Annotated in this window: 28 protein-coding genes and 1 riboswitch; of the genes, 13 read left to right on the top strand and 15 right to left on the bottom strand. The window is 52.3% G+C overall.

Annotated features, from left to right (window positions below):
• Positions 1-24: 24 nt before the first annotated feature.
• The 9 genes from I2D83_RS16290 to I2D83_RS16250 all read left to right on the top strand — a co-directional run bounded on the left by I2D83_RS16290 (position 25) and on the right by I2D83_RS16250 (position 9,220).
• Positions 25-387, top strand: a complete 363-nt coding sequence (locus I2D83_RS16290) for a cupin domain-containing protein (protein WP_205946921.1) — start codon at positions 25-27, stop codon at positions 385-387.
• A 214-nt stretch (positions 388-601) separates the two neighbouring features.
• A complete protein-coding gene (gene dapA, locus I2D83_RS16285) occupies positions 602-1,480 on the top strand; it encodes a 4-hydroxy-tetrahydrodipicolinate synthase (protein WP_015839426.1) in 879 nt (292 codons plus the stop codon).
• 16 nt (positions 1,481-1,496) lie between these two features.
• A complete protein-coding gene (gene bamC, locus I2D83_RS16280) occupies positions 1,497-2,534 on the top strand; it encodes an outer membrane protein assembly factor BamC (protein WP_015839427.1) in 1,038 nt (345 codons plus the stop codon).
• A gap of 143 nt (positions 2,535-2,677) precedes the next feature.
• The gene (purC, locus tag I2D83_RS16275) at positions 2,678-3,391 is read left to right on the top strand and encodes a phosphoribosylaminoimidazolesuccinocarboxamide synthase (protein WP_015839428.1); all 714 of its coding nucleotides are present in this window, start codon (positions 2,678-2,680) and stop codon (positions 3,389-3,391) included.
• Between the two features lie 220 nt (positions 3,392-3,611).
• On the top strand, positions 3,612-4,064 hold the full coding sequence (locus tag I2D83_RS16270) for a DUF441 domain-containing protein (protein WP_205946920.1): 453 nt from the start codon (positions 3,612-3,614) through the stop codon (positions 4,062-4,064).
• 17 nt (positions 4,065-4,081) lie between these two features.
• A complete protein-coding gene (locus I2D83_RS16265; protein ID WP_205946919.1) occupies positions 4,082-6,124 on the top strand; it encodes a tRNA(Met) cytidine acetyltransferase TmcA in 2,043 nt (680 codons plus the stop codon).
• Positions 6,125-6,171: 47 nt separating this feature from the next.
• On the top strand, positions 6,172-6,399 hold the full coding sequence (locus I2D83_RS16260) for a DUF1272 domain-containing protein (RefSeq protein ID WP_015839444.1): 228 nt from the start codon (positions 6,172-6,174) through the stop codon (positions 6,397-6,399).
• A 169-nt stretch (positions 6,400-6,568) separates the two neighbouring features.
• Complete coding sequence (gene ypfH / locus I2D83_RS16255) at positions 6,569-7,186, top strand: esterase (RefSeq protein ID WP_180778342.1); 618 nt, start codon at positions 6,569-6,571, stop codon at positions 7,184-7,186.
• A 363-nt stretch (positions 7,187-7,549) separates the two neighbouring features.
• A complete protein-coding gene (locus I2D83_RS16250) occupies positions 7,550-9,220 on the top strand; it encodes a methyl-accepting chemotaxis protein (RefSeq protein WP_205946918.1) in 1,671 nt (556 codons plus the stop codon).
• Between the two features lie 311 nt (positions 9,221-9,531).
• Here the strand turns inward: I2D83_RS16250 and I2D83_RS16245 are convergent, their stop codons facing one another.
• From I2D83_RS16245 to I2D83_RS16220, 6 genes are all read right to left on the bottom strand, one after another.
• Positions 9,532-10,710 (bottom strand): acetyl-CoA C-acetyltransferase, encoded by a 1,179-nt coding sequence (locus I2D83_RS16245; RefSeq protein WP_181844545.1) that lies wholly within the window; start codon positions 10,708-10,710, stop codon positions 9,532-9,534.
• 11 nt (positions 10,711-10,721) lie between these two features.
• The gene (locus I2D83_RS16240) at positions 10,722-11,369 is read right to left on the bottom strand and encodes a 3-oxoacid CoA-transferase subunit B (RefSeq protein ID WP_205946917.1); all 648 of its coding nucleotides are present in this window, start codon (positions 11,367-11,369) and stop codon (positions 10,722-10,724) included.
• Positions 11,369-12,025 (bottom strand): acetate CoA-transferase subunit alpha, encoded by a 657-nt coding sequence (atoD, locus tag I2D83_RS16235; protein ID WP_014700757.1) that lies wholly within the window; start codon positions 12,023-12,025, stop codon positions 11,369-11,371. Before atoD ends, I2D83_RS16240 begins: the two co-directional genes overlap by 1 nt.
• A gap of 162 nt (positions 12,026-12,187) precedes the next feature.
• Positions 12,188-12,487: an AtuA-related protein gene (locus I2D83_RS16230; protein ID WP_015839450.1), complete on the bottom strand. Its 300-nt coding sequence runs from the start codon at positions 12,485-12,487 to the stop codon at positions 12,188-12,190.
• Positions 12,487-13,827: an acyclic terpene utilization AtuA family protein gene (locus tag I2D83_RS16225; protein WP_205946916.1), complete on the bottom strand. Its 1,341-nt coding sequence runs from the start codon at positions 13,825-13,827 to the stop codon at positions 12,487-12,489. The genes I2D83_RS16230 and I2D83_RS16225 overlap by 1 nt, the downstream gene beginning before the upstream one ends.
• Before the next feature lie 61 nt (positions 13,828-13,888).
• Positions 13,889-15,211: a CitMHS family transporter gene (locus I2D83_RS16220; RefSeq protein ID WP_180778346.1), complete on the bottom strand. Its 1,323-nt coding sequence runs from the start codon at positions 15,209-15,211 to the stop codon at positions 13,889-13,891.
• A gap of 483 nt (positions 15,212-15,694) precedes the next feature.
• Here I2D83_RS16220 and I2D83_RS16215 point away from each other — a divergent pair, with 483 nt between their 5' ends.
• Positions 15,695-16,594 (top strand): LysR family transcriptional regulator, encoded by a 900-nt coding sequence (locus I2D83_RS16215; RefSeq protein ID WP_205946915.1) that lies wholly within the window; start codon positions 15,695-15,697, stop codon positions 16,592-16,594.
• Between the two features lie 63 nt (positions 16,595-16,657).
• Here I2D83_RS16215 and I2D83_RS16210 read toward each other — a convergent pair whose 3' ends face one another.
• From I2D83_RS16210 to I2D83_RS16195, 4 genes are read right to left on the bottom strand one after another with little or no spacing between them, the layout of a single operon-like run.
• Positions 16,658-16,849, bottom strand: coding sequence for a YpfN family protein (locus I2D83_RS16210; RefSeq protein ID WP_015839454.1), 192 nt, complete (start codon positions 16,847-16,849; stop codon positions 16,658-16,660).
• A 2-nt stretch (positions 16,850-16,851) separates the two neighbouring features.
• Positions 16,852-17,526 (bottom strand): M15 family metallopeptidase, encoded by a 675-nt coding sequence (locus I2D83_RS16205; protein WP_181830064.1) that lies wholly within the window; start codon positions 17,524-17,526, stop codon positions 16,852-16,854.
• Positions 17,523-18,650, bottom strand: coding sequence for a succinyl-diaminopimelate desuccinylase (dapE, locus tag I2D83_RS16200; RefSeq protein ID WP_182099363.1), 1,128 nt, complete (start codon positions 18,648-18,650; stop codon positions 17,523-17,525). The genes I2D83_RS16205 and dapE overlap by 4 nt, the downstream gene beginning before the upstream one ends.
• Before the next feature lies 1 nt (position 18,651).
• Positions 18,652-19,029, bottom strand: a complete 378-nt coding sequence (locus tag I2D83_RS16195) for an ArsC family reductase (protein ID WP_205946914.1) — start codon at positions 19,027-19,029, stop codon at positions 18,652-18,654.
• A 233-nt stretch (positions 19,030-19,262) separates the two neighbouring features.
• Between I2D83_RS16195 and ypfM the strand changes: the two genes are divergently transcribed.
• Positions 19,263-19,322 (top strand): protein YpfM, encoded by a 60-nt coding sequence (gene ypfM / locus I2D83_RS22595; RefSeq protein WP_137739554.1) that lies wholly within the window; start codon positions 19,263-19,265, stop codon positions 19,320-19,322.
• Positions 19,323-19,487: 165 nt separating this feature from the next.
• On the opposite strand, the gene I2D83_RS16185 is transcribed toward ypfM, so the two are convergent.
• Positions 19,488-20,198: an aspartate/glutamate racemase family protein gene (locus I2D83_RS16185; protein WP_205946913.1), complete on the bottom strand. Its 711-nt coding sequence runs from the start codon at positions 20,196-20,198 to the stop codon at positions 19,488-19,490.
• A gap of 218 nt (positions 20,199-20,416) precedes the next feature.
• Here I2D83_RS16185 and cspE point away from each other — a divergent pair, with 218 nt between their 5' ends.
• Positions 20,417-20,626, top strand: a complete 210-nt coding sequence (cspE, locus tag I2D83_RS16180; RefSeq protein ID WP_005976270.1) for a transcription antiterminator/RNA stability regulator CspE — start codon at positions 20,417-20,419, stop codon at positions 20,624-20,626.
• A gap of 64 nt (positions 20,627-20,690) precedes the next feature.
• Here cspE and crcB read toward each other — a convergent pair whose 3' ends face one another.
• Entirely contained in the window at positions 20,691-21,074 is a 384-nt protein-coding gene (gene crcB, locus I2D83_RS16175) for a fluoride efflux transporter CrcB (RefSeq protein WP_205946912.1), read from the bottom strand.
• A gap of 100 nt (positions 21,075-21,174) precedes the next feature.
• Positions 21,175-21,278, bottom strand: a riboswitch (Fluoride riboswitch).
• Between the two features lie 248 nt (positions 21,279-21,526).
• Between crcB and tatA the strand changes: the two genes are divergently transcribed.
• Positions 21,527-21,724, top strand: coding sequence for a Sec-independent protein translocase subunit TatA (gene tatA, locus I2D83_RS16170; protein ID WP_015839460.1), 198 nt, complete (start codon positions 21,527-21,529; stop codon positions 21,722-21,724).
• Positions 21,725-21,806: 82 nt separating this feature from the next.
• Here the strand turns inward: tatA and lipA are convergent, their stop codons facing one another.
• From lipA to ybeD, 3 genes are all read right to left on the bottom strand, one after another.
• Positions 21,807-22,772, bottom strand: coding sequence for a lipoyl synthase (gene lipA, locus I2D83_RS16165; protein WP_180778351.1), 966 nt, complete (start codon positions 22,770-22,772; stop codon positions 21,807-21,809).
• A 227-nt stretch (positions 22,773-22,999) separates the two neighbouring features.
• On the bottom strand, positions 23,000-23,683 hold the full coding sequence (gene lipB, locus I2D83_RS16160; protein ID WP_180778352.1) for a lipoyl(octanoyl) transferase LipB: 684 nt from the start codon (positions 23,681-23,683) through the stop codon (positions 23,000-23,002).
• Between the two features lie 157 nt (positions 23,684-23,840).
• A complete protein-coding gene (ybeD, locus tag I2D83_RS16155) occupies positions 23,841-24,104 on the bottom strand; it encodes a DUF493 family protein YbeD (RefSeq protein ID WP_005976281.1) in 264 nt (87 codons plus the stop codon).
• Between the last annotated feature and the right edge of the window lie 34 nt (positions 24,105-24,138).

The raw sequence follows: 24,138 nt of genomic DNA, 5'->3' as shown, positions 1-24,138 counted from the left end.
GGCGTCATCATAAGGAGAGACGGTATGTATAAATCCATTAATTTTGCCCAAAAGTTAGCGTTATTCGACGATCGCTGGCAGCCGAAAGTGATCGCGGAGATGAATGACTATCAGTTTAAAATCGTGAAAATTCAGGGCGATTTCATCTGGCATTCCCATCCCGAAACGGACGAAACATTCATCGTGCTGGAAGGCCAACTGAGAATCGATTTTCGTGACGGCGATGTGCACATCAATGCTGGGGAAATGTACGTTGTCTCACGCGGCGTTGAACATAAGCCTTATGCAGAACACGAAGTAAAAATGCTGCTCATTGAACCAAAAGGCGTGCTGAATACGGGTCATGAAGGCGGTGAGCGGACGGCTGAAAATGATATTTGGATTTGATCGGTTGGGTGAAAAATAACCTGAAACATCCCGCGAGTGACGGATAAGTCGCAGTAAACGGGCTGCTTTTGGCGCAAAACGTCAGAAGCATTTTTAATTTCGTTTACTGCGTCATAAAAAAACCTGCGTCAGACGCCGACAACGCCCTTGTCCGCTTGCTTTTGCATAGAAGTCAAAAGTACCATGAAGCACTTGTTTGTGGAGGGGATGGCCAATGTTTACGGGAAGTATTGTTGCGCTGGTTACGCCGATGGACGCCAAAGGCGCCGTCGATCGGGCGAGCTTGAAAAAACTGATTGATTATCATGTCGCTAGCGGTACATCGGCGATTGTCTCTGTCGGCACGACGGGTGAATCCGCCACGCTGAGCCATGACGAACATGGCGATGTCGTGATGCTGACGCTGGAGCTGAGCGACGGACGTATTCCTGTCATCGCGGGTACCGGTGCTAACGCGACCGCCGAAGGCGTTTCACTGACTAAACGTTTTCACGGCACTGGCGTTGTGGGCTGCCTGACGGTCACGCCGTACTACAATAAACCGACGCAGGAAGGCCTGTACCAGCACTTCAAAGCGATTGCCGAGCATACCGATCTGCCGCAAATCCTGTATAACGTACCTTCCCGTACTGGTTGTGACATGCTGCCGGAAACCGTTGCCCGTTTGTCCGAAGTGAAAAATATTGTCGCAATTAAAGAAGCGACGGGGAACTTAAGTCGGGTAAGCCAGATCCAAGAGCTGGTTAGTGAAGACTTCATTTTGCTGAGCGGCGATGACGCCAGCGGTCTGGACTTTATGCAACTCGGCGGTAAAGGTGTGATTTCCGTAACGGCGAACATTGCTGCGCGTGAAATGGCGGAACTTTGCAAGCTGGCGGCGCAGGGCAATTTTGTCGAAGCGCGCCGTTTAAATCAGCGCCTGATGCCATTGCATCAGAAATTATTTGTTGAACCCAATCCTATTCCGGTGAAGTGGGCCTGTAAGGAATTGGGACTCATGGCGACCGATACGCTGCGCCTGCCGATGACACCGCTGACCGATTCCGGTCGTACGGTAATGGGGCAAGCACTTAAGCAAGCGGGTTTGCTGTAATCGTTAGGGAGATTTAATGAGTTATTCATTACAAAAGTCGATGGTGGCGAAAGTCGTTGGCATATCACTCGTGATGCTGCTGGCGGCTTGTTCCTCCGATCAGCGCTATAAGCGTCAGGTGAGTGGCGATGAATCCTATCTGAAGGCACCGGCGCAGCACGCGCTGAATACGCCAGCCGGGATGATTTTACCGGTGCAGAACGGGGATTATGATATACCGCCCGTTACCCTGAATGGCGCGGTCGGCAAGGAACTGGATATTCGTCCTCCAGTGCAACCATTGGCCTTGTTGAATGGTTCCCGCACCCAGATCTCTGGAGATACGGCAACGCTGCTGTTAGAAAACAGTTCGCAAAACAGTCAGCTCTGGTCTCAGGTTATCCGCGTGTTGCAAGACAAAGCGTACACCATTGCCAGTCGTCAGGACGCCAGCCAAACGCTGACGACCGACTGGATCTCATGGCCGCGTGAAGATGAAAACGTACCGTATCAGGGACGTTATCAGATTTCCGTGCAGCAGCAGGGTTATCAGGTCGCACTGATCGTGAAACTGCTGGGACTACAGCTGAACGGCCAGCCAGTGACGACGAGCGATCAAAATCAGCGCTACGCCGGTCTGATGCTGAATGCGCTCAGTAATGGTCTGGATGCTCAGGCAACCGCGCGCGAAAACGCACTGGCAAACCGCACCATTGGTTCGCTGGATGTGCAGAGCGGGGCGGATGACACAGGTCTGCCACTGCTGATTGTACGCGGCCCGTACACGGTAGTGTGGGATCGTCTGCCAACCGCGCTGAGTAAAATCGGAATGGAAGTTAGCGATCGCAGCCGTCCGCAGGGCTCGGTTTCCGTCAAGTATAGAGCGCCGAGCGGCGGAACCTGGGATGATCTGGGCGCGAAAAATCCTGAACTGCCTAATGGCGATTACAAATTGCAGGTCGGCGATTTAGATAACCGCAGCAGTCTGCAATTTATCGATTCTAAAGGGCATACGCTAACCCAGTCTCAGAACGATGCGCTGGTGGCCGTATTCCAGGCGGCGTTCAGTAAATAACGCATAAACCAAGGGTCGGATTATCCGGCCCTTCTTCATTCAACAATCTCTACCCGAATTGATGGTCGCTATCGGCAACCGCTCGGGGAAGCGTTAAATATCGGGTCGTACTTGTTGACCCTCACTGTGTGGAGTAATTAAAGATGCAAAAGCTAGCTGAGCTGTATCGTGGAAAGGCGAAAACCGTCTACACCACCGAAGATCCCGATCTACTGGTGCTGGAGTTCCGCAATGATACATCAGCAGGAGACGGTGCGCGCATTGAGCAGTTTGACCGTAAAGGAATGGTGAATAACAAGTTCAACCATTTCATCATGAGCAAACTGGAAGAAGCCGGAATCCCAACGCAAATGGTGAGCCTGCTGTCTGACAATGAAGTGCTGGTGAAAAAGCTGGAGATGGTGCCGGTCGAGTGCGTCGTACGCAACCGTGCGGCGGGATCGCTGGTAAAACGTCTGGGAATCGAAGAAGGTATCGAGCTGAATCCGCCATTGTTCGATCTGTTCCTGAAAAACGATGCGATGCATGACCCGATGGTGAACGAGTCTTACTGCAAGACGTTCGGCTGGGTGAACGAAGAGAATCTGGCTCGCATGAAAGAGCTGAGCTACAAGGCGAATGACGTGCTGAGCAAACTGTTTGGCGACGCCGGGCTGATTCTGGTCGATTTCAAGCTGGAGTTTGGTCTGTTCAAAGGCGAAGTCGTGCTGGGTGATGAGTTCTCACCAGACGGTAGCCGCCTGTGGGACAAAGAAACGCTGAACAAAATGGATAAAGACCGTTTCCGTCAGAGCCTCGGTGGTTTGATTGAAGCGTATGAAGAAGTTGCGCACCGTATCGGCGTAAAATTAGACTAACTGCGCAATCGTTTACGTTCAGGTCGCCGGTCGACAATAGGCTGACGGCCTGAATGTTTTAACTATTTTCCGCTCGAAAGCAACCTTCTTATTCCTCGTCTCCGCCTGAAGAATTTACCGATCTCTCTCTTACTTCGATTCCTGCCCCTGACGCCGATTAATGCTATCATCGCGGTTTGCTTAACGCGCAACCTGACTACTTTTCGACAGACTCGCATCCATGGCCTACTTAGATCCAACATTGTTAATTCTGCTCGTCCTGGCGGGGCTGGGTATTATCAGCCATAACATGACCGTCACGCTGGCGATTCTGGTTCTGCTGGCGATACGCATCACACCGTTGAACAGCTATTTTCCGTGGGTAGAAAAATACGGTCTTAGCATCGGTATCGTTATTCTGACGATTGGTGTGATGGCGCCGATTGCCAGCGGAAAAATTACTGCCGGTGAAGTCATGCATTCTTTCCTGCATTGGAAATCCCTGTTGGCGATCCTCATTGGTGTCGCCGTATCCTGGCTCGGCGGACGCGGCGTGTCGCTGATGAGCAATCAACCCTCCGTTGTGGCAGGGCTGCTGGTGGGTACGGTCATGGGCGTGGCGCTGTTTCGCGGTGTTCCCGTCGGGCCACTGATCGCCGCTGGGCTGCTTTCTCTGCTGATCGGCAAGACCTGATTCATCCGGCGCGTGTGATGATGCTGCGTGATTTTCTCCACAGCCAACTCCAGCAGCAGCGCTATGGCGTCCGACGCCTGCTGGTGCTGAGCGGTGAAGCGAACTGGTGTGAAGAGCAGGCGTTGGCGCTTAGCAACTCATTGCCCGGTGACTGGCTGTGGATCGGCGAATCCGCGTCAGCTTCCGTTACCTCACTGCCAGCCAGCCGAGTGCGGACGCTGCTGGGACGGGAGTTTCTCCATGCGGTGTTTGATGCACGCAAAGGCGTGGACGTCGAGGCGCTGGCGATGCTGTCAGGCACCCTACAGGCCGGTAGCTGGCTGATTATGCTGGTGCCGCCGTGGCAGTCATGGCCGACCTTTCCGGATGAAGACAGCCTGCGCTGGAGCGAACAAGACCAGCCGATTGCCACCCCGCATTTTATCCATCATTTCCAGCGCCAGCTGTCAGCCGATGAGGACGTGGTGCTCTGGCAACAGGGTCAGGATAGTGTCGTCCGGCCACTGGCCGGACGCGCTGACTGGCAGCCTGCGAACGGTGAACCGACCACGCGACAGCAGCATATCCTGGATGCGCTGAGCGTCGCAGAATCTGGCATATTTGTCATTACTGCACCGCGCGGGCGGGGGAAATCGGCACTGGCGGGTATGCTGACACAGCGGAGTCGCGGAGCATGCTGGATCACCGCCCCTTCTCGCGTGGCGGCGGATATTCTGCAACAGCACGCACGCACCGATGCGCAATTCTGGGCACCGGATGCGCTGTTGGCACACTGCCGCCTTCATGGCACGCCCGATATCGACTGGTTGTTAATTGATGAAGCGGCGGCGATTCCGTCTTCCGTTCTCTCCGCGCTGTTACCCTATTTTTCCCGTATTCTGATGACCACGACGGTACAGGGATATGAAGGCACCGGACGGGGATTTCTACTGAAATTTTGTGCGACGCTGCCGCAGTGGAAAGCGTTTACGCTCGATGACCCTCTACGCTGGGCCGCTAACGATCCGCTGGAGCGGGTGTTGGATCAAGCATTGCTATTCAATGAGCCTGAAGCGTTTTATTCCACACCGCAGGCTGCCCTACCTATTTCTCCTTTGACGCTGGAAAGTCGCATCGAGCGCACCGACGACTGGTTAACGCACCCTGAGCGACTGGCGTGGTGCTACGCGCTATTGTGCAGCGCGCATTACCGTACTTCGCCGTTGGATTTGCGCCGCCTGATGGATGCACCGGGCATGCAGGTTACCAGCGTACAGGTGGCTGGCAACCTATGTGGCGTACTGTGGCTGGTGGAAGAAGGCGGGTTGTCAGACTCACTGGCTCATGAGGTATGGGCAGGACGGCGACGCCCACGTGGCAATCTGGTGGCGCAGTCGCTGGCGGCACACGCCGGGTTGTGGCATGCACCGACGCTGCGCGCGCGCCGCGTAAGCCGAATTGCGGTGGCATCGGCATACCGCCGACAGGGAATCGGGCGAGCGTTAATCGCAGAGCAGACGCGCGAAGCGCAACGACAAGGGCTGGATTACCTGTCGGTTAGCTTCGGCTATCAGCCAGACCTGTGGGAGTTTTGGCAGTCGTGTGGGTTTCAACTGGTGCGTATCGGTAGCCATCTTGAGGCCAGCAGCGGCTGTTACAGTGCGATGGCGATATTGCCGCTGAGCGAAGCGGGGCATCAACTGGCGCAGCAGGGGTACCAGCAATTGGCGCGCGACTGGCGCTGTTTACAGCGTCTGATTCCGCTGAACCTTGCGCTACCGCAGACAGACAGTAATGCATTGAATGAAGACGACTGGCGTGAGCTAGCAGGATTTGCCTTTGCATATCGACCGATGGAGGCCAGTTTCGCGGCGATCTGTCGTCTGCTCATCCACACCTCGTTGCCGCTGCCTGCGCTACGCTTGCTGGTGGAAAAGCCGGAAGAAGGCGAACAGATAGCGGCTACATTGGGGCTGACTGGCAAGAAAGCGCTCCTGAAACGTTGGCGCGAAGAAGCAGCCAATGCGTTGTTCGATCTTGACGCGCAACGCTGTCGTGAATGGGTTTCCCGAGTTTTGTGAAATCTGATAAGTTGTAAATTCCCCTCTGTCCCTTTCAGGATAAGCCGATGCTGGAATTACGCCCCAACTGTGAACACTGCGATTGTGATTTGCCGCCGGACGCCGAAACGTATATCTGCTCCTATGAATGTACGTTCTGTCCTGACTGTGCGGATACCGTGTTTCACCACGCCTGTCCGAACTGCGGCGGTGGATTGGTCAAACGGCCTGTGCGTCCGGCACGCTGCCTGGTGAACGATCCGGCTTCAACGATCCGTATCGTTAAACCGCACTGACAGGGCGAGGAAGGCGACATATCTCCGCTGTCGTTGCAAAAAATGGAACATCTCGTTCAGTAATTCCCGATTTCTCCTTTCAGCACGCGGCGTATAGTGAGAATTAACCGTACTTTATGACGAATGCTGGCAGATGATGGCGTTCGGCGCAGGCTCTCAGGAGAGAAACGTGAATCAAGATTATGTTGTTGTTCAGCAGCCTTCGGCGGCGAATCGGTTAATCCTGTTGTTTCATGGCGTGGGCGATACCGCCGCGGGCATGGCTCAGATTGGGCGCTATTTTGCCGCTGCTTTGCCGCAGGCGATGGTGATCAGTATTGCCGGGCCGTTCGGCACTGGCTATGGCGACGGTCGGCAGTGGTTCTCTGTGCAGGGGATCACGGAAGAGAATCGTTTATCTCGTATTGAAGCGAACCTGCCGCGCTTTGTGGATACCGTACGCCACTGGCAGGAACAAAGCGGCATTAGCGCGGAACAAACTGTGCTGGTGGGCTTTTCTCAGGGCAGCATTATGTCGCTGGAGGCGTTGAAGTCAGCGTCCTCGCTGGCCGGGCACATTATCGCGTTCAGCGGCCGCTTTGCCGTATTGCCAGAAAAAGCCTTTGCTGATGTCGCAGTACACCTGATTCACGGTGAAGCGGACGGTGTGATTGTGGTTGGGCACGCTCATGCTGCCGCTGAGCGTTTTCAGAAACTGGGGACCGCGTTTACGTTGGATATCGTGCCTGCTGTTGGGCACGGCATTGATGAGCGGATGTTGAAACAGGCGTTGGCCTACCTCAAATAACCGGCTATTTCCGCCATACTTTAATCTACTTGCTCGTTGGTTTCCTTTACAGGCCGGTCCGTTACAGGGCTGGCTTTACAGGAACACGGCCTTGTGTCGCGCAATACGCGAAGGTGTTATCACACCACTCGAATTATTTAGCGTTTATTCCATCAGATTGTCTTATTGTTTGTTTATGCACTTTCCTATTCAAATTAGAGTATGTCATTTAGGGAATGAGTTTTTATCCATATTAAAAATAAAATAATCCATATTTGGATGTTAAATAATATAGGCAATGTTTTTATTTGTGTTGAGTGTTCAATATTTATCTTCTTTTTTCCGATATAAAGATTACGTCCTTATGGAAAAAGAGGGTGTGCCATGTTTAAACGCATAAAAGTCATTACCATCCTTGTTATCTTATTGTTCGTCTTGGGGATATCTCAATTCTTAACCGGTGCGCTATCCGTTCGGGCACTGATTAATGACAGAGAGGGATTCCTTGTTTCCCAACGCTCTAACCAGAATGTGGCCGCCTTTACCGATGCATGGATTATGATGAATCAGACGCGCATCGCTATCGGTTCTATTATACAGAACATGATGATGGGGAATGCGGATAAAGAAGCTATGCAGGCGCTCTTACAGCAGGCAAAAACGCAATTGGCTGCCTCCGAGAGTAGTTATAAACACTATTTATCTTTGCCTAATACACCCGGATTGGATGACGCGTTATCCAAAAAACTTGAGGCGAGCTATACCGCTTACGACAAGCTACTGAATGATATTGTTGATTCGCTTTCCGGCGGGTTGGCGGGGGCGGCGATGAAGTTGAGTAGTGGGGCAACGCCGCTTAACGTGGCCATGCAGGACGCCTACATTACGTGGCGTGCGGCGCAAAACCAGCTGTCGGATGACGGCCTCAAGGAAAACCACGCGGCGTTTGAAACGATGCTGTGGTTGCTGGGCGCACTGTCCGTCGTCGTCGTGCTGGTGATTATCCTCAGTTGGATCGGGTTGCAGCGTATTCTTTTGCACCCGCTGCGTACGCTCATGCAGCATATTAGCGCTATCGCCGAGGGTAATCTGACGCATCCGATTGATACCACAGGCCGCAATGAGATGAGCCAGCTCGCGGCAGGGCTGCACCATATGCAGCAGTCATTAATCCGCACCGTGAGTTTGGTGCGCGACAGTTCCCACTCCATCCACTCTGGGGCGAGTGAAATCTCGGTCGGCAGCAACGATCTGTCTTCGCGTACGGAGCAACAGGCCGCCTCGCTACAGGAAACAGCCGCCAGCATGGAACAGCTAACATCGACGGTGAAACAAAACTCAGACAATGCGCGTCAGGCTACGCAGCTGGCAAAAAATGCGTCAGATACGGCGAATAAAGGCGGCACTGTCGTCGATAATGTCGTGAAAACGATGAATGAGATCGCCGACAGCTCACAAAAAATCGCCCACATTACCAGCGTGATTGATGGCATCGCTTTCCAGACCAATATTCTGGCACTGAATGCTGCGGTAGAAGCCGCGCGTGCTGGTGAGCAAGGACGAGGCTTTGCCGTGGTGGCAGGGGAGGTGCGAACGCTGGCGCAGCGCAGCGCTCAGGCCGCCAAAGAGATCAAAACGCTGATTGATGATTCGGTTAGCCGCACCAATACCGGCTCTGTGCAGGTAAAAGACGCGGGCGATACGATGAAAGAAATCGTCAGCGCCGTGAGTCGGGTAACGGATATCATGGGGGAAATCGCGTCGGCGTCCGATGAGCAAAGCCGGGGGATCGAGCAGGTCGGGCAGGCGGTCAATGAAATGGATCGCGTCACCCAGCAAAACGCCTCGCTGGTGGAGGAATCGGCTTCTGCCGCGGCGGCATTGGAAGAGCAGGCCAGATATTTACAGAACGCGGTGGCGGTGTTCAAAATTAATCAATCGGCAGCACAGGAACATCGCGCCGAGAGTGCGCTGTATCTTGCTGCATTACCGACATCACTGTTGCCCAAACCCGCATCTGCTGGCTCGGCAAATGCGAACTGGGAAACGTTTTAGCGGAGGAATCGTGCTGCTGTTCCCCAGTTAAAACAATAAAAACCGTCCGTAGAGCGGTAGTAACGGATAGATCGTAAAGACGCTGTAAACACATCCCTGTGCGCTCGGCTTGCGCAGATATGAATCTCATCCCTGAGATTCACCCTTTCAGGGCCGTCGCAAGCGACGTTCAAAAACGTTCCTGACGTTTTTGTCCCTGGCGCAAACGCTTTACTCTTCTATTCCGTTACTCCCGTTTTCGTTCTGCAAATAGGTTTGTCGATGGTCGGATTACTTTATTCTCTGACACATGTTTCGACCAACAACCCGTTTTAAATGCGCTCGACGATCATCGCGATACCTTGCCCACCGCCGATGCACAGCGTCGCCAGCCCCAGCGTTTTGTTGTAGCTGTGCAGCGCGTGTACCAACGTGACAAGAATGCGCGCGCCGCTTGCCCCGATAGGGTGGCCCAGCGCAATCGCACCGCCGTTGACGTTCACTTTTTCTGGATCGAGCTGGAGATCGCGCTGTACAGCTAGAAACTGCGCGGCAAAGGCTTCGTTGGCTTCAATCAGGTCGATATCGCCGATTGTCAGCCCGGCTTTGAGTAGCGCTTTCTGCGTCGCGGGAATTGGTCCCAGTCCCATGACCTCACTCGGTACACCGGCTGATGCCCAACTGCGGATACGCGCTAGCGGGGTAATCCCCTGTTTTTTCGCTTCGGATTCACGCATTAACACCAGCGTCGCGGCCGCATCGTTAATGCCGGACGCATTGCCTGCGGTGACGGTGCCGTTCGCGGAGAATGCCGGACGTAGCGCTGCCAGCGACGCTAGCGTGGTATCCGCACGAGGGAATTCGTCCCGATCGAAGATCCGCGTCTCTTTCTTGTTACGCAGTGACAGTGGAGTAATTTCCGCCTTGAAGCGGCCAGCCTCAATCGCGGCGACGGCTTTCTGCTGGGACGCCAGCGCCACCCGATCTTGTTCTTCACGCGTAAGCTGGTAGCGCTCGGCGATGTTTTCCGCCGTGGTGCCCATGTGGTAATCGTTAAACGCACACCACAGGCCATCGTTAATCATGATATCAACGAGCTTGCCATTCCCCATGCGGTAACCGTGGCGCGCTTTTTCCAGCAGGTAAGGCGCGGCGCTCATGTTTTCCATCCCGCCCGTTACACAGACCTGATTATCGCCGGACAGAATAGACTGTGCGCCGAGCACGACGGCCTTCAGGCCGGATCCACAGACTTTGCTGACGGTCAGCGAGGGAGTCTCAAAAGAGAGACCGGCAGCCTGACTCGCTTGATGTGCCGGGTTTTGTCCCAGACCAGCTTGCAGCACATTGCCGAGAATCACTTCATCGATCGCCAGCGTGTCCGGCAGCGTCGACAGACAGTCACGAATGGTGGCTGACGCCATCTCGATAGCGGATGTGTTGGCCAGACTGCCTGCGAATTTACCGATTGCGGTGCGCTTGGCATTAACAATAACAACGGAGTCGTTCATGGTCGCCTCGATTAATGGATGCTGAAGGGTTTTAAATCGGCGGACACGATGAAGTTCGCCTCGGTTTTTTGGCGCAGTTCGTCCACGGTGATGTCAGGGCTGATTTCGGTCAGCACCATTTGTTGGTCGATAAACTGGAAGACCGCCAGTTCTGTGACGACCATGCTGACTTTATTGGCGGCGGTTAGCGGGTAGGTGCACTGGTGCAATAGTTTCGCATCGCCATTTTTGGCGCAGTGATCCAGGGCGATGATGACCTTCTTCGCGCCGACAACCAGATCCATCGCGCCGCCCATGCCGGGCACCATTTTCCCCGGTACCATCCAGTTGGCGAGGCTACCGTGCTCGTCCACCTGCAAGCCGCCCAGCACGCAGACATCGACATGGCCGCCGCGAATCAGCGCAAAGGAAAACGCGCTGTCGAACATGGCTGCGCCAGGCACCATGCCGCATGCCTGACCACCGGCATTCACCAGATTGCTGTCCGGTTCGGTGATTGCCCCCAACCCTAAAAAGCCGTTCTCCGACTGGAAGGTGACTTCAATGCCGTGTGGTACGTAATTCGCGACTTTGGTGGGCAAACCAATACCCAAATTCACCACGTCGCCGTTTTTCAGCTCCAGTGCGACGCGGCGGGCGATTAATTCTTTCGCATCCATTATTTTTCTCCCAAATAAAGGTGATCGACCAGCGCCGCTGGGGTGACAATACATTCCGGTGCTAATTGACCGACCGGAATAACCTGCTCGCATTGCGCTACGACTTTCTTCGCGGCGAGCGCAATGAGCGGGTTAAAATTACGGGCGGTGAGATGGTAAATAAGGTTTCCGCTGGTGTCGGCAATACTGGCCTGTAATATGGCGAGATCGGCCTTAATGGGCAGTTCTAATAAATAGGTAATATCGTTAATGGTTATTTTTTGTTTATTCTCTTCGACAATGGTGCCAACGCCCGTTGGCGTCAGAAAGCCACCTAAGCCTGCGCCGCCGCTGCGAATACGCTCTGCCAGCGTTCCTTGCGGCACCAGCTCTACGTCCAGTTCACCAGCGAGCATACGGCGTCCGGTTTCCGGGTTCGTACCAATATGTGAGGTAATCAGTTTTTTTACCTGACCGCTGACAATTAACGGTCCAACGCCGGTATCGACAAAACCGGTATCATTTCCGATCAGGGTTAAATCAGAGACGCCGGATTTAATGATCTCATCTACCAATAATTTCGGTGTTCCGACGCCCATAAAACCACCGAACATAATTGTCATTCCGTCAAATAAATAAGAACGGAAATGGCTGGCATCAATGACTTTATTATTCATTGCGTATTTACTCTTAAATGATGGCTCTTAAAGCGATGACTCTGAAAAATGGCCGCACGAATCCCCACAGGTAAATAAATACCTGTTAATTATTGCGGCACATGTCAGTTATTTAGCGGGAGCAGGGGGGTAAATAACCGCCACCTGCTCTCTGTTATCGGATTAAATATCGATATCCAGTATGGCCGAGCTTAATCCTTTGCCGTGCATATCCAGCGCCAGTGAACGTGTAACACCACCGCCCAGAGCACCGTACATAACGAAGTTCAGGGCACCGATCGCGGGTAGCTCATAGCGAACGACATCACCTGTCACGATATCGGCAAACCAGGCCTTTACTTTCTCGGCGGTGATCTTCTCTTTCAGCACGTCATAGTCTTCTGCCCGGTAGGCAATCAGCGAAATATTGGAGGTATTTCCTTTATCGCCGGTACGGGAATGAGCAATTTCACGCAGTTTCATTATTTAATCTCCAGATAATCAACGGCTGGTGTGACGCAGGCGCGAGACAGCAGGGTAGAATCCATCGCCAGTATTTCTTTCACCGCTTTGTTAACACCGCCGCCGCCTGCCGGGCCGTTGGTATAGAGCGTTTCAACTTCGTTACCCACTTTGACCGCCTGTGCTCTGGAGGTGCAGCGTGCTGCGACGCGCGCGCGCACTTCATACGGTTCGCTGCTTTGCGACCGTTGCGCACCGTGCAGGGCATCGACACCGATCAGGTCATAGCGTACTTCCTGAAAATCGATCTGGCACACCGCAAAGCGCCCTTTGACGATATCCAGCGCTAAACGGCCGCGCGCGACGGCACCGGGACCGGCGTAAGAAATTTCGCCTTCGCCGATGAACCCGTCCTGATAGCCGACGGAGACTTTCAGCGTATCGGTTTTCGCGTGTCCGGTTGCACCCTGTACGCGTACGCGGTTTTCACCGTCTTGGGTAAACGTGACGTGGCTGAAATCGGCAATCACGTCTGGAGTGATATAGCTATCCGGGCGGTGGATTTCGTACAGCAGCTGTTCTTTGCAGGTATCCACACAGACGCGGCCGCCGGAACCTTCAACTTTGGTAATCACGGCGCTGCCATCTTCGCTAATTTCCGCGATTGGGAAGCCCAAACGATCAAGATGAGGGATGTCTTTAACACCAGGATCGGCGTAGTAGCCGCCAGTGATTTGACCTGCACATTCCAACAGGTGACCGAGGCAGGTACCTTTGCCCAGATGATCCCAGTCATCGGCTGCCCAGTTGAATTCATACATCATGGCGGACAGGAACAGCGACGGGTCGGAAACGCGTCCGGCAATAATCACGTCTGCACCCTGACGCAGAGCCTCTACCAGCGCATCCGCGCCCAGATAGGCATTGGCGGAAATAATGTCTTTGCCGCAGCGTGAAACCGGCTGACCCATCTCATCCAGCTTGGAATCCTGTGCAATCAGCACTGAGTGCACATCATCACCAGTCACGACGGCGATTTTCAGCTTGTCTGCACCAATCTCTTTGGCGATTTCCAATACGCGCTGACCGGCTGCGACAGGGTTAGCCGAGCCCATGTTGGTGATGATCTTGATGCCTTTTTCCAGACAGAGCGGCAGCACGGCGTGCATGCGGTCAGCCAGCAGTTCGTTGTAGCCCTTTTCCGGGTTCTGCTGCTTCTGCTTTTGGCCGATAGCGATAGTGCGTTCCGCCAGACATTCAAATACCAGATACTGAATGTCGCCTTTTTGAGCCAGTTCTACGGCCGGTTCGATGCGATCGCCAGCATAGCCAGCGCCGGAACCAATACGAATTGTCTTCATAAACTTACCTTTATCAATGAAATGTGTCTGTTGGCGTAATCAATGGGGAACCATACGTTCCCTATAAGGGGAAGACCCCGAAGATGACGCAGGCGAACGTCATGATGACGCTGGCGGCCCAGAGCACAGGGATAGAGAACTTCTGGTGATCGGCGAGATCGACACCCGCCAGACTGACCAGTAGGAAGGTGGCTGGCGTCAGCGGACTAACCGGGAAGCCTGTAGTCATCTGTCCTAATACGGAAGCCTGCGCGACCTGAATCGGTGGTACACCCAGCATGTCCACGGTGTGGGCAATGACTGGCATGATGCCGAAGTAGTACGAATCAGGGTCAAACACCAGACTCAACGGCATGGAGATCAGACCGACGATAAATGGAATGTGGGAGGCAAAAGATTCCGGCACAAAGCTGACCGCCGAGAGCGACATGGCTTTCAGCATACCGGTGCCACTCATGATGCCGGTGAACGCACCCGCAGCAAACAGGATGCTGGCCATCATCAGCGCCGCTTTGGCATGGGCATTAATGCGCTCTTTCTGCATTTCAACGTTGGGGTAGTTGAACATCAGTGCCAGCGTCAGCGCGATCATGAAGGCGACCGTAGGTGAAATTTTGGTAAACACCATCGTGCCGATAACGGCAAGCACCAGCGCGATGTTGACCCAGAACATCTTAGGACGACGTAATACTTTTTCCGCATCGGTCAGTTCTTTTACATGCGCTTCGGCCGCAATGGACGGCGAGCTGCCAGCCAGCGGATTGCCCGACGCTAATCCCAGACGCTTCTCTTCTTTCTTGCCCCAGTAATAGCCCATGAGCACCATGAAGGTCAGACCGCAAAGTTGTGCTGGGATAAGCGGAATAAACAGGTCGTGTGTGGTGGTGTTTAACGCGGCGGCGGCGCGGATCATCGGCCCGGTCCACGGCAGGAAGTTAACACCCGCACTGAGCGCGGTAATACCGACCAGAATGCGCTTGTCCATGCCGAGCTTATTAAACAGCGGCAGCATCGCAGGAATGGTGATCAGGAAGGTGACGGCACCGTTACCGTCCAGGTGCGCGATCAGTGCTAATACGCCCGTGCCGATAATGATTTTTACCGGGCTGGTGCCGACCATGCGTAAGATCCCTTTGATGATAGGATCAAACATGCCTGCATCGGTGACGACACCGAAAAAGGCGATGGCAAACACAAACATCGCCGCCATCGGGGCTAGTTTGGTGATGCCGTCCACCACGTATTTCGCGGTATCGGTGCCGCTGCCTGCCGCGAGCGCGCCAAGAACGGGTATCACGATAAGCGCCACCAGAGGCGACATTCGTTTGGTCATGATGAAAAAGAGCAGGGTGGCTATGGTTAGCACCCCGATGAGAGCTAGCATAAAAGATCCTCTTTAATAATATATTTGTATGTTGCCTATTTGTTTTATTTACAATAAATTAAACAACTCAATAACAATCCTTGTCATAATTAACAAAACAAATGAGTGCTTACCCCAGAGTCATTTGATTTTTTGTCTGCACTATTTTTATCACCCTCAACCCTCTTTATACTAACTCGTAATCGAAATGATTTTATTCGTAAATCTGATGGGTTTATTTTATTTGTTAATGATATGAATCGTTTTGATTTTCTTATTAATGGCTAATTGATTGATTTGGTTTGCATAGTTAAGTCTTTTTACTTAATTGTTTTTTATAATTTGTGATATTTATCGAGAATGTCCATTTTTATGAATAGTGGACGTTGTTTGAATGGAATTAAATAAATGCGGGAAGGATCATAAAAATGGTAGTTGCCGATTTTTTTTATTGAATTTGTTCCTTTCTTACCGGAGACTTCATTTTATTTATATAAAAACACTATGAACTTATCGATAAAACAATTACGAGCCTTTATCGCGTTGACAGAAACCGATAATTTCACGCGCGCTGCTCAGAAAATAAATCTCTCTCAGCCAGCATTTAGTTCATTAATCGCCGGGTTGGAGGAAGAGGTCGGCTATAGGCTATTTGATCGCGATACACGTAAAGTGCAACTCAACGCCGATGGCCTTCATTTCATTGATATTGCCCGTCGGCTGGTGCAAACCCATGATGATGCCGTCGGTGAGATCAAGTCGTATGCCACGGGGTACAAGGGGAAGATTGTGCTGGCGGTATTGCCGTCAATGGCGGTGGAATGGTTGCCTCAGGTGCTGGCGCAATATCACCGTGCTTATCCCAAGATTAAGGTTGAACTGCTGGATACGCAGTGGGATCGCTGCCTGAAGGCGGTGCTGGATGGGCGCGCCGATCTGGCGCTGACAGCAGGGCAGCCGTCGCCGGGAACGTTCAGCTCTCACATGCTGTTTGCCGACAGTTTTTATCTGATCTGCCAGAACTCGCACCCGCTGGCGCAGCGCGACAGTGTTGATGTGGCCGATGTGGCGCAATACCCGTTTGTCGGGTTTTGCAAAGGCACCAGCATTCGGCAGTACACCGATCAGCTTATCGAGCCGGAAGGTTTTAACTACGTGCTGGAAGTGCGTCAGTTGACCACCATGATGGGGCTGGTGGCGGCAAATTATGGTGTGAGTATTGTGACGGGGCTGACGCTGTTCCAGTTTCAGCACAAAGACATTGCGATTATTCCGTTTCGGGATTTATCGCTGCAGCGCGGTATCTATCTGGTGACGGATAGGGAGCGTCAGCTTTCCGTATGTGCGAAAGAGTTTTATGATTTTCTTCTGGAGCGGGCGGAAAGTTTTGTTCCCGCCGCGTGAGAATCCAAACTGCCCGCAGCGCGGGGTTTAGCTCGCGTGCAGGCGGTTTGGTGATGACTGATATCAGGGTTTTTTCTTCGGCCAGTCGTCGTCTTCATCGTCCCATTTGTCGTTGTTGTCACGATGTGGGGGCAATTTGGGTTTGTTGAGCAGAAAACGCGTATGGTCAACATTACGCAATTCTTTGATGCCGTTAATCAGCATGCCTATCAGGATAATCAGAATTATCCACCAGTAATCAGCCAGCCATGCCATGGTTACGCCTCATCAACATTATGAATATAACGGGTAAACAGCTGCGGCAAGTGCTGGCAAAGCCAGTGGTAGCCTGCAATATCTTCATCTTGCCAGGCGGCAAGGATGAGATCGGGTGTAAGCTGTTCTTCCGCATACTGTGCTAATGGATAATAGCTGATATGCCAGGGTTCGACTGCGACACCGCCGAGATCGTGCGCATAAGGTCGATAAAAACCGTATTCATGCATGTGCGTGCTCAGCCACGCGTTCAATGCGGCAAAATAACCGCCTTCTTCATATTCCCACGGTTCCAACTGGAGCGAGCTGCCTGCGGGTAATAAATCGGGATCGTAGATATCGAGATCGCTGCCCCAATGGTGACGGCTGGAGCCCGGCATGGCTGACCAGCGTAGAATCGCTTCACAGCGATCGCCTTCGTCCAAAGACGACACATTCAGCGGCTGGCTGTTGGCATCCATGACGGGACGCTCGCCGCGGAACTTGCCATTCCAGATCTGACGTTGGCGCTCGAAATCACGGAACGTACTGGCTGGTTGCAGGTTAAATCCCGCCGTCTTTGCTGCCCGCTGTAGCGCCAGAAACGCGGTTACCGCTTCTGGCTGAAGGCGATGGCGACCGTCTAAAGCAACCAGATGCTGGTCACTTTTACCGGTTAACATAGCTGACGTCATCATGCGATGAGCTGCTCCATAATGCGCTGGTACATGCGGCTTAGCAGTTGCAGATCTGCGGCGCTGACGCATTCGTCCACTTTATGGATCGTGGCATTAACGGGGCCCAGTTCAACCACCTGCGCGCCCATACGTGCGATGAAGCGGCCATCGGAAGTGCCACCATTCGTCAGCAGCTCTGGGGTAACCTCATTGTAGTGCTTGACGGCATTTACCACGGCATCGACCAGTTCGCCGCGTGCGGTCAGGAATGGCTGGCCGGAAAGCTTCCAGTCAATGGTGTAATTGAGCTGGTGGCGATCCAGCAGTTCCGCGACGCGCTGCTGGATTAACACATCCGTTAATTCGGTGCTGAAACGGAAATTAAACTGCACAAACAGTTCGCCGGGGATGACGTTATTGCTGCCGGTGCCTGCCTGAATATTGGCAATCTGCATGGTGGTTGGTGGGAAGAAATCGTTGCCCCGATCCCATTCGGTGGCGATCAGCTCGTTCAGCGCTGGTGCTGCACGATGAACAGGGTTGTCCGCCAGATGAGGGTAGGCAACGTGCCCCTGTACGCCGTGTACGCGCAGGTTCGCTGTGATGGAGCCACGTCGGCCATTTTTTACCACATCGCCCACGACGTGCGTACTGGACGGCTCACCGACCAGACAGTAGTCCAATCGCTCGTTGCGTGCCATCAGCGCCTCAACTACTTTTACCGTGCCGTTAACGGCGCTGGCTTCTTCGTCCGAGGTAATCAGAAACGCAAGACGCCCTTGATGATTCGGGTGGGCGGCGACAAAGCGCTCGGCGGCAATCACCATCGCGGCCAGTGAACCTTTCATGTCCGCCGCGCCACGACCGTACAGCATGCCGTCGCGAATGATCGGCTCAAACGGTGGATGCTGCCACTGGCTTTCATCTCCGCTGGGGACTACGTCAGTGTGTCCGGCGAAGGCCAGCGTTTTTCCTGTGCCGCGCCATGCCCAGAAATTTTGGGTATCGCCAAAATCCATTGCTTCGACGGTAAAGCCCATCGCCGTCAGGCGTTCAATCATGAGCGCCTGGCAGCCCTCGTCGTTCGGGCTGAGGGAAGGGCGTTTAATTAACTGTTGAGCGAGCTCTATGACTGGGCAAGACACGTTATTTTTTCTCCGCAATAAATTTCTGGTAGCTGTCGATACTGAACCCCAGCAGCGCGTTACCGTCATCGGCAATCAGCAACGGCCGTTTAATGACCGCCGGTTGCTCCAGCATCAGGTTTTTGGCGGCCTCTGCGCTGTCGTGGTTATCGCTGTTAATGCGTTCACGCAGTTCTTCACTGAGCTTACGCCAGGTTGTTCCACGTGTGTTGAGTAAGGCCTGAAACCCCAGTTGGTCGATAAAGCGCTGGAGCAACTGTTCATCCAGACCGTCGGTACGGTAATCATGGAAGCGATACGCCACCTGTTGATCTTCCAGCCAGCGGCGCGCTTTCTTTATGGTGTCACAGTTTTTGATGCCGTACATGGTCAGCGCCATAGGGGTAAAATCCTTTCTGCTTATTGGGTTGCATGACGATTGCTGTACTCGACAGCACGGCCCGACGGGGCCTGATCGTGCGATAGCCCAGCATGCCGAAAAAAGGCGGGGAGATCTACTGTGAACTGTGTAGCAGAAATAAGGCGTAGTACACTTTTTATACTTTCATAACACTTTTACCTGATTAAAAAGTGTGCGTATAATACGTCGCCGTTAATCACCAAGAGGTTCGCATGGTAGAAGTAGAAGTGAGTACTTGGAAAGATTTTATTGAAGCAATGTTACGTAAATAATAACGAGAAGTACTGTTAGTCATTGCATACCAGGAATAAAATCATACGAATAAGCAGTATTGAGTCTCTCAATACTGCTTTTTTTCTATGCAAAAAGGGGAAACCTGAGTGAATAAAAGAGGGTATTATTAAGTTCGCGAGTGATTTCCCTTTTATTCAATTAATTCATCGTGATGATTGGTTAAGCGCAAATTTTGCTGCGGCAATCGCGTGCAGCTTGCTGGTGTCAAAAAGAGGAACTGTCGCATCTTGGTCACCGATCAGTAACGGAATTTCTGTACAACCCAAGATGATGCCTTCTGCGCCTTGCTGTTCAAGCTGCTGGATAATGTCCCGATAGGCCTGCCGTGAGACGTCGTTAATGTTCCCCAGACAGAGTTCGTCGTAAATGATGCGGTTAACGATCTCTTTCCCCTCATGGTCGGGAACCACTACCTCCACTCCAAATCGTTCCTGAATGCGCTGGCGGTAAAAATCCTGCTCCATGGTATAGCGGGTTCCAAGCAGGCCGACTTTCTTCAGTCCGTGTTGTTTCAGGCTGGCGCCGGTGGCATCGGCAATATGTAAAAGAGGAAGCTGGCAGGCGCGTTCAACGTCATCTGCCACTTTATGCATGGTGTTGGTACAGATGACGATAGCATCCGCGCCTGCCTGACGTAATCCCACCGCGATATTGCCGAGTACGGCGGCTGACTGCTCCCAATCACCTTGTGCCTGCAATCGTTCTATCTCGTGGAAATCGACGCTGTGCAGGATGATTTTGGCGGAGTGCAGGCCACCAAGTTGGCCTTTCACATACTCGTTGATGATACGGTAATACGGGATGGTGGATTCCCAACTCATTCCCCCGATCAGACCTAGCGTTTTGCTTACCATACTACCTTCCTTCGATATCATAAAAAGTGATGAATCAGCCCGAACCGAGCGCTCTGCGTTCTGCATCGAGTTAAAATAGGGCAGCAAGGTCGTCCGGTATATCTTTTTAGCGATTTTTATCACTTTTTATCCAACTTCAACTGGACAAAAGGCCAATCTATTGTTGTACTGTACCTGACACAGATTTTGTGTCTTTCATTCATGTAAAGGTAAGTTTGATGTCTAAGATTAAAGGTAGTGTTAAGTGGTTTAATGAGTCCAAAGGCTTCGGTTTCATTACTCCTGAAGATGGTAGCAAAGACGTGTTCGTACACTTCTCTGCCATCCAGAGCAATGGTTTCAAAACTCTGGCTGAAGGTCAGCGTGTAGAGTTCGAAATCACTGACGGTGCCAAAGGTCCTTCTGCTGCTAACGTTAACGCTATTTAATTATACCGATTTCGTGAAAAACCCGCCAATGGCGGGTTTTTTTTGCTTCATTTTTCACATCATATCAGTGTGTTGTTACCCACGTGACCAAGGCAAACGCCAGTGCTGTCATTAGTAACGAACCTGCCAAATTCAACAGCACATGTAACCCCGCTGCTGCCAATTGCCCGCTTTGCAGGAACATGATGACCTCTGCGGAAAAGGTAGAAAACGTCGTTAAGCCACCGCATAGCCCGGTGGTAATCAATATTTTCCAGTCCTGATAGAGATGAGGATGGCGCAGGAAGAAAGCGAGTGCGCCACCAATAACAAAGGCACCGATTAGATTGGCAAGCAGGGTGCCCAACGGCAACGTTGGATACAGATTATTAAACTTCACGCCGAGCTGCCAGCGCGCGACGCTACCCACTCCGCCGCCAATAAATACCGCGAGTAATGTACTAAACATAGAAACCTTTCCTGGCCTGTTTTGTTTGGATGCTTTTTACATCGCTTGTTTTTCACGATCTCGGAGAGTATTGGGCAGGACGCTACGCCCTCTCTGCGAGGTGGACGTAGACATCATTAGCCGGGTGGCGGTTTGTACCCTGTCTTGCGGCGGTCAGCGTTTTGGCTGCCCAGGGTAGGGAGGAATGTCATCTCCGCATAGTATGGAAGTTTACGCCTTCAGATGGTTTTTTTGTAGTGAGGCTGAGAGGGAAAGTTGTAAAGCAATCTGAATGCGTGCGAAAAGCGTCTTACTTTGTTACAGATGGTGATTGTGTCGTGCAGCGTAAGGTTTTACATAGAGGACATAGGATAAAAGAATTTTTCGACAACGATTGTTCGACAATCCTTGTTCGAAAAGTACGTGTTCTCGCTCGCTGGCGTCTCCAGCATCTGTAAATCAGGTAGGTCTGTATGGAAGGTATTAGTATTGCCAAGCTGTTGGTGATTGGCGCATTAATCATTCTGCTGTTCGGTACGAATAAACTTCGTAGCTTAGGCGGTGATTTAGGCGCGGCGATTAAAGGTTTCAAGAAGGCGATGAATGACGATCAGCCGGCAAAGACGGATGATACCGCAGCGCTGAATGATTCGTCGCGCAAAGAATCCTGAGCACGCCTCACACAGCAAAACGGACGGCAATAGCCGTCCGTTTTTTATTCCACACAAAAAATGTGTAAAAAACTATGAGCGATTATTTTACTTCGATGCCTTTGGCTTGCAGGTCGGCATGGTAAGACGAGCGTACAAATGGGCCACATGCGGCGTGGGTGAAGCCCATCGCCATCGCTTCGGCTTTCATCTCGTCAAATTCATCTGGGCTGACGTAGCGCTGTACCGGCAGGTGATGGCGGCTCGGCTGTAAATATTGTCCCAGCGTCAGCATCGTCACACCGTGGCGGCGCAGGTCTCGCATCACGTCCACGATTTCAGCATTGGTTTCCCCCAATCCAACCATCAGGCCAGATTTGGTCGGGATATCCGGGTGCGCGTTTTTGAAGTTTTCCAGCAGCTTCAGTGACCACTCATAGTTTGCACCAGGGCGAACCTGACGATAAACGCGCGGTACGTTTTCCAGATTGTGATTGAACACATCCGGTGGTGTGGCGGTCAGAATTTCTAACGCGCGATCCATACGGCCACGGAAGTCTGGCACCAGCGTTTCGATGCGGATATTCGGGTTTTTGCGGCGAATCGCGCTAATGCAGTCCGCAAAGTGCTGTGCTCCACCGTCACGCAGGTCATCACGGTCAACCGAGGTGATAACGACATAGCGCAAGCCCATGTCATGGATGGTCTGTGCCAGTTTCTCTGGCTCGTTGGCATCCGGCGTAAGCGGACGGCCGTGGGCAACGTCACAGAATGGGCAGCGACGCGTACAAATGGCGCCCAGAATCATGAAGGTGGCGGTGCCGTGGTTGAAACACTCCGCCAGATTCGGACAGGACGCTTCTTCGCAAACTGAGTGCAACCCGTTTTTGCGCATGGCCGCTTTGATTCCCTGAATACGGCTCGAATCCGCCGGAAGTTTAATCTTCATCCATTCAGGTTTGCGCAGAATCTCTTGGCGTTCGGTGACGACGGTACGTACCGGGATTAGCGCCATCTTATCGGCATCGCGGTATTTGACGCCGCGTTCGATCTGAATCGGTTTACTCATGTTTGCGTAAGTTCCAGTTCTGAATCGTTTCTTTAAATTTGCTATTCAAATTCAAAGGATTATGTTTTTGGTTAAACTTTTTTTTAAAAAACTATAAAAATTATATCATCTTGCCTAACCACAATCAGCCTTTGCGCGATCAAAATGAAGAAATTATGTGAATAAAATGTAATTTATCAAAAAACGATCGCCTAACTTGCTGATTTTTATTGACAGGATGAAACACGTCAACCAGGAAGCGGCTCACCCTGAACGTCCAGATTCCACGGAATAAACTCGGGCGCGGAATAGCCAACTAACTGCAAAAAGGTGTTCACCAGCACGGGAGCGGTGTCATCTAGCGTGACGCCCGGCACCAGATCGCTGATTTGCGTCATCTCCATACCGGCATAACCACACGGGTTGATACGCAGGAAAGGGGAGAGATCCATAGCAATATTGAGCGCCAACCCGTGGAAAGAGCAGCCTTTGCGAATACGCAGTCCTAGCGAGCAGATTTTACGCTCGCCCACATAAACACCGGGCGCATCAGGGCGAGCATGGGCGTCAATATGGAAGTGCGCCAGTGTGCCAATCACGGTATTTTCAATGGCGGTGACGAGCTGACGAACGCCAAGCTTACGGCGCTTTAGGTCAATCAACACGTACATGACCTGCTGGCCGGGGCCGTGGTAGGTCACCTGACCGCCTCTGTCGCTCTGAATGACCGGAATGTCGCCGGGCATGAGGACATGTTCGGCTTTTCCCGCCTGACCTTGTGTGAATACGCGGGGATGCTGCACCAGCCAGATTTCATCTGGAGTTTTATCATCGCGTCGGTCGGTGAAATTATGCATCGCCAGAGAGACGGGTTCATACGGCTGTACGTCAAATTGGCGTACGATGATCTTATCCTGTAGCAAGTGTGTCATCTTCAGGTTAAGGAAAGGTGGGAGGATTATAACGGCGGGAGACTTCAGCGAACAGCACTATCACTATGCATTATAAAACCATGCATCGCAGAAACATGCCGTGCTCGCTAATTTTCCCGCCCGTTTTTATTACAACACTATCTTCACAGAATCGTCTTTACAGAACCATGCGCACGATATCGATGTTGCCCAGTTCTTCGTACAGCGTTTCTACCTGCTCAATATGTGTCGCAGTGATGGTGATGGAAACGGAGTGGTAATTCCCCTTGCTGCTGGGTTTGATCTGCGGCGTGTAGTCGCCTGGCGCATGACGTTGTACCACTTCAACGACCAGATCGACCAGCTCTGGTTTTGCCTCACCCATGACCTTGTAGGTAAAAACGCAGGGGAATTCAAGCAGTTCGTTTAATTTGGTTTTCATTTGCGCTCCAGAGAGGGTAATACGTCGGTATTAT

This window comes from Pectobacterium aroidearum (assembly GCF_015689195.1).
Classification (GTDB): domain Bacteria; phylum Pseudomonadota; class Gammaproteobacteria; order Enterobacterales; family Enterobacteriaceae; genus Pectobacterium; species Pectobacterium aroidearum.
The sequence above is the reverse complement of the archived record's forward strand: the minus strand, read 5'-3'. Positions and strand labels throughout refer to the sequence as shown.

What these genes read in the sequence shown, in the direction of transcription:
- I2D83_RS16290 (WP_205946921.1), top strand. Translation starts at nt 25, where the DNA reads ATGTATAAATCCATTAATTTTGCCCAAAAGTTAGCGTTATTCGACGAT.
- dapA (WP_015839426.1), top strand. Translation starts at nt 602, where the DNA reads ATGTTTACGGGAAGTATTGTTGCGCTGGTTACGCCGATGGACGCCAAA.
- bamC (WP_015839427.1), top strand. Translation starts at nt 1,497, where the DNA reads ATGAGTTATTCATTACAAAAGTCGATGGTGGCGAAAGTCGTTGGCATA.
- purC (WP_015839428.1), top strand. Translation starts at nt 2,678, where the DNA reads ATGCAAAAGCTAGCTGAGCTGTATCGTGGAAAGGCGAAAACCGTCTAC.
- I2D83_RS16270 (WP_205946920.1), top strand. Translation starts at nt 3,612, where the DNA reads ATGGCCTACTTAGATCCAACATTGTTAATTCTGCTCGTCCTGGCGGGG.
- I2D83_RS16265 (WP_205946919.1), top strand. Translation starts at nt 4,082, where the DNA reads ATGATGCTGCGTGATTTTCTCCACAGCCAACTCCAGCAGCAGCGCTAT.
- I2D83_RS16260 (WP_015839444.1), top strand. Translation starts at nt 6,172, where the DNA reads ATGCTGGAATTACGCCCCAACTGTGAACACTGCGATTGTGATTTGCCG.
- I2D83_RS16250 (WP_205946918.1), top strand. Translation starts at nt 7,550, where the DNA reads ATGTTTAAACGCATAAAAGTCATTACCATCCTTGTTATCTTATTGTTC.
- I2D83_RS16245 (WP_181844545.1), bottom strand. Translation starts at nt 10,710, where the DNA reads ATGAACGACTCCGTTGTTATTGTTAATGCCAAGCGCACCGCAATCGGT.
- I2D83_RS16240 (WP_205946917.1), bottom strand. Translation starts at nt 11,369, where the DNA reads ATGGATGCGAAAGAATTAATCGCCCGCCGCGTCGCACTGGAGCTGAAA.
- atoD (WP_014700757.1), bottom strand. Translation starts at nt 12,025, where the DNA reads ATGAATAATAAAGTCATTGATGCCAGCCATTTCCGTTCTTATTTATTT.
- I2D83_RS16230 (WP_015839450.1), bottom strand. Translation starts at nt 12,487, where the DNA reads ATGAAACTGCGTGAAATTGCTCATTCCCGTACCGGCGATAAAGGAAAT.
- I2D83_RS16225 (WP_205946916.1), bottom strand. Translation starts at nt 13,827, where the DNA reads ATGAAGACAATTCGTATTGGTTCCGGCGCTGGCTATGCTGGCGATCGC.
- I2D83_RS16220 (WP_180778346.1), bottom strand. Translation starts at nt 15,211, where the DNA reads ATGCTAGCTCTCATCGGGGTGCTAACCATAGCCACCCTGCTCTTTTTC.
- I2D83_RS16215 (WP_205946915.1), top strand. Translation starts at nt 15,695, where the DNA reads ATGAACTTATCGATAAAACAATTACGAGCCTTTATCGCGTTGACAGAA.
- I2D83_RS16210 (WP_015839454.1), bottom strand. Translation starts at nt 16,849, where the DNA reads ATGGCATGGCTGGCTGATTACTGGTGGATAATTCTGATTATCCTGATA.
- I2D83_RS16205 (WP_181830064.1), bottom strand. Translation starts at nt 17,526, where the DNA reads ATGATGACGTCAGCTATGTTAACCGGTAAAAGTGACCAGCATCTGGTT.
- I2D83_RS16195 (WP_205946914.1), bottom strand. Translation starts at nt 19,029, where the DNA reads ATGGCGCTGACCATGTACGGCATCAAAAACTGTGACACCATAAAGAAA.
- I2D83_RS16185 (WP_205946913.1), bottom strand. Translation starts at nt 20,198, where the DNA reads ATGGTAAGCAAAACGCTAGGTCTGATCGGGGGAATGAGTTGGGAATCC.
- cspE (WP_005976270.1), top strand. Translation starts at nt 20,417, where the DNA reads ATGTCTAAGATTAAAGGTAGTGTTAAGTGGTTTAATGAGTCCAAAGGC.
- crcB (WP_205946912.1), bottom strand. Translation starts at nt 21,074, where the DNA reads ATGTTTAGTACATTACTCGCGGTATTTATTGGCGGCGGAGTGGGTAGC.
- tatA (WP_015839460.1), top strand. Translation starts at nt 21,527, where the DNA reads ATGGAAGGTATTAGTATTGCCAAGCTGTTGGTGATTGGCGCATTAATC.
- lipA (WP_180778351.1), bottom strand. Translation starts at nt 22,772, where the DNA reads ATGAGTAAACCGATTCAGATCGAACGCGGCGTCAAATACCGCGATGCC.
- lipB (WP_180778352.1), bottom strand. Translation starts at nt 23,683, where the DNA reads ATGACACACTTGCTACAGGATAAGATCATCGTACGCCAATTTGACGTA.
- ybeD (WP_005976281.1), bottom strand. Translation starts at nt 24,104, where the DNA reads ATGAAAACCAAATTAAACGAACTGCTTGAATTCCCCTGCGTTTTTACC.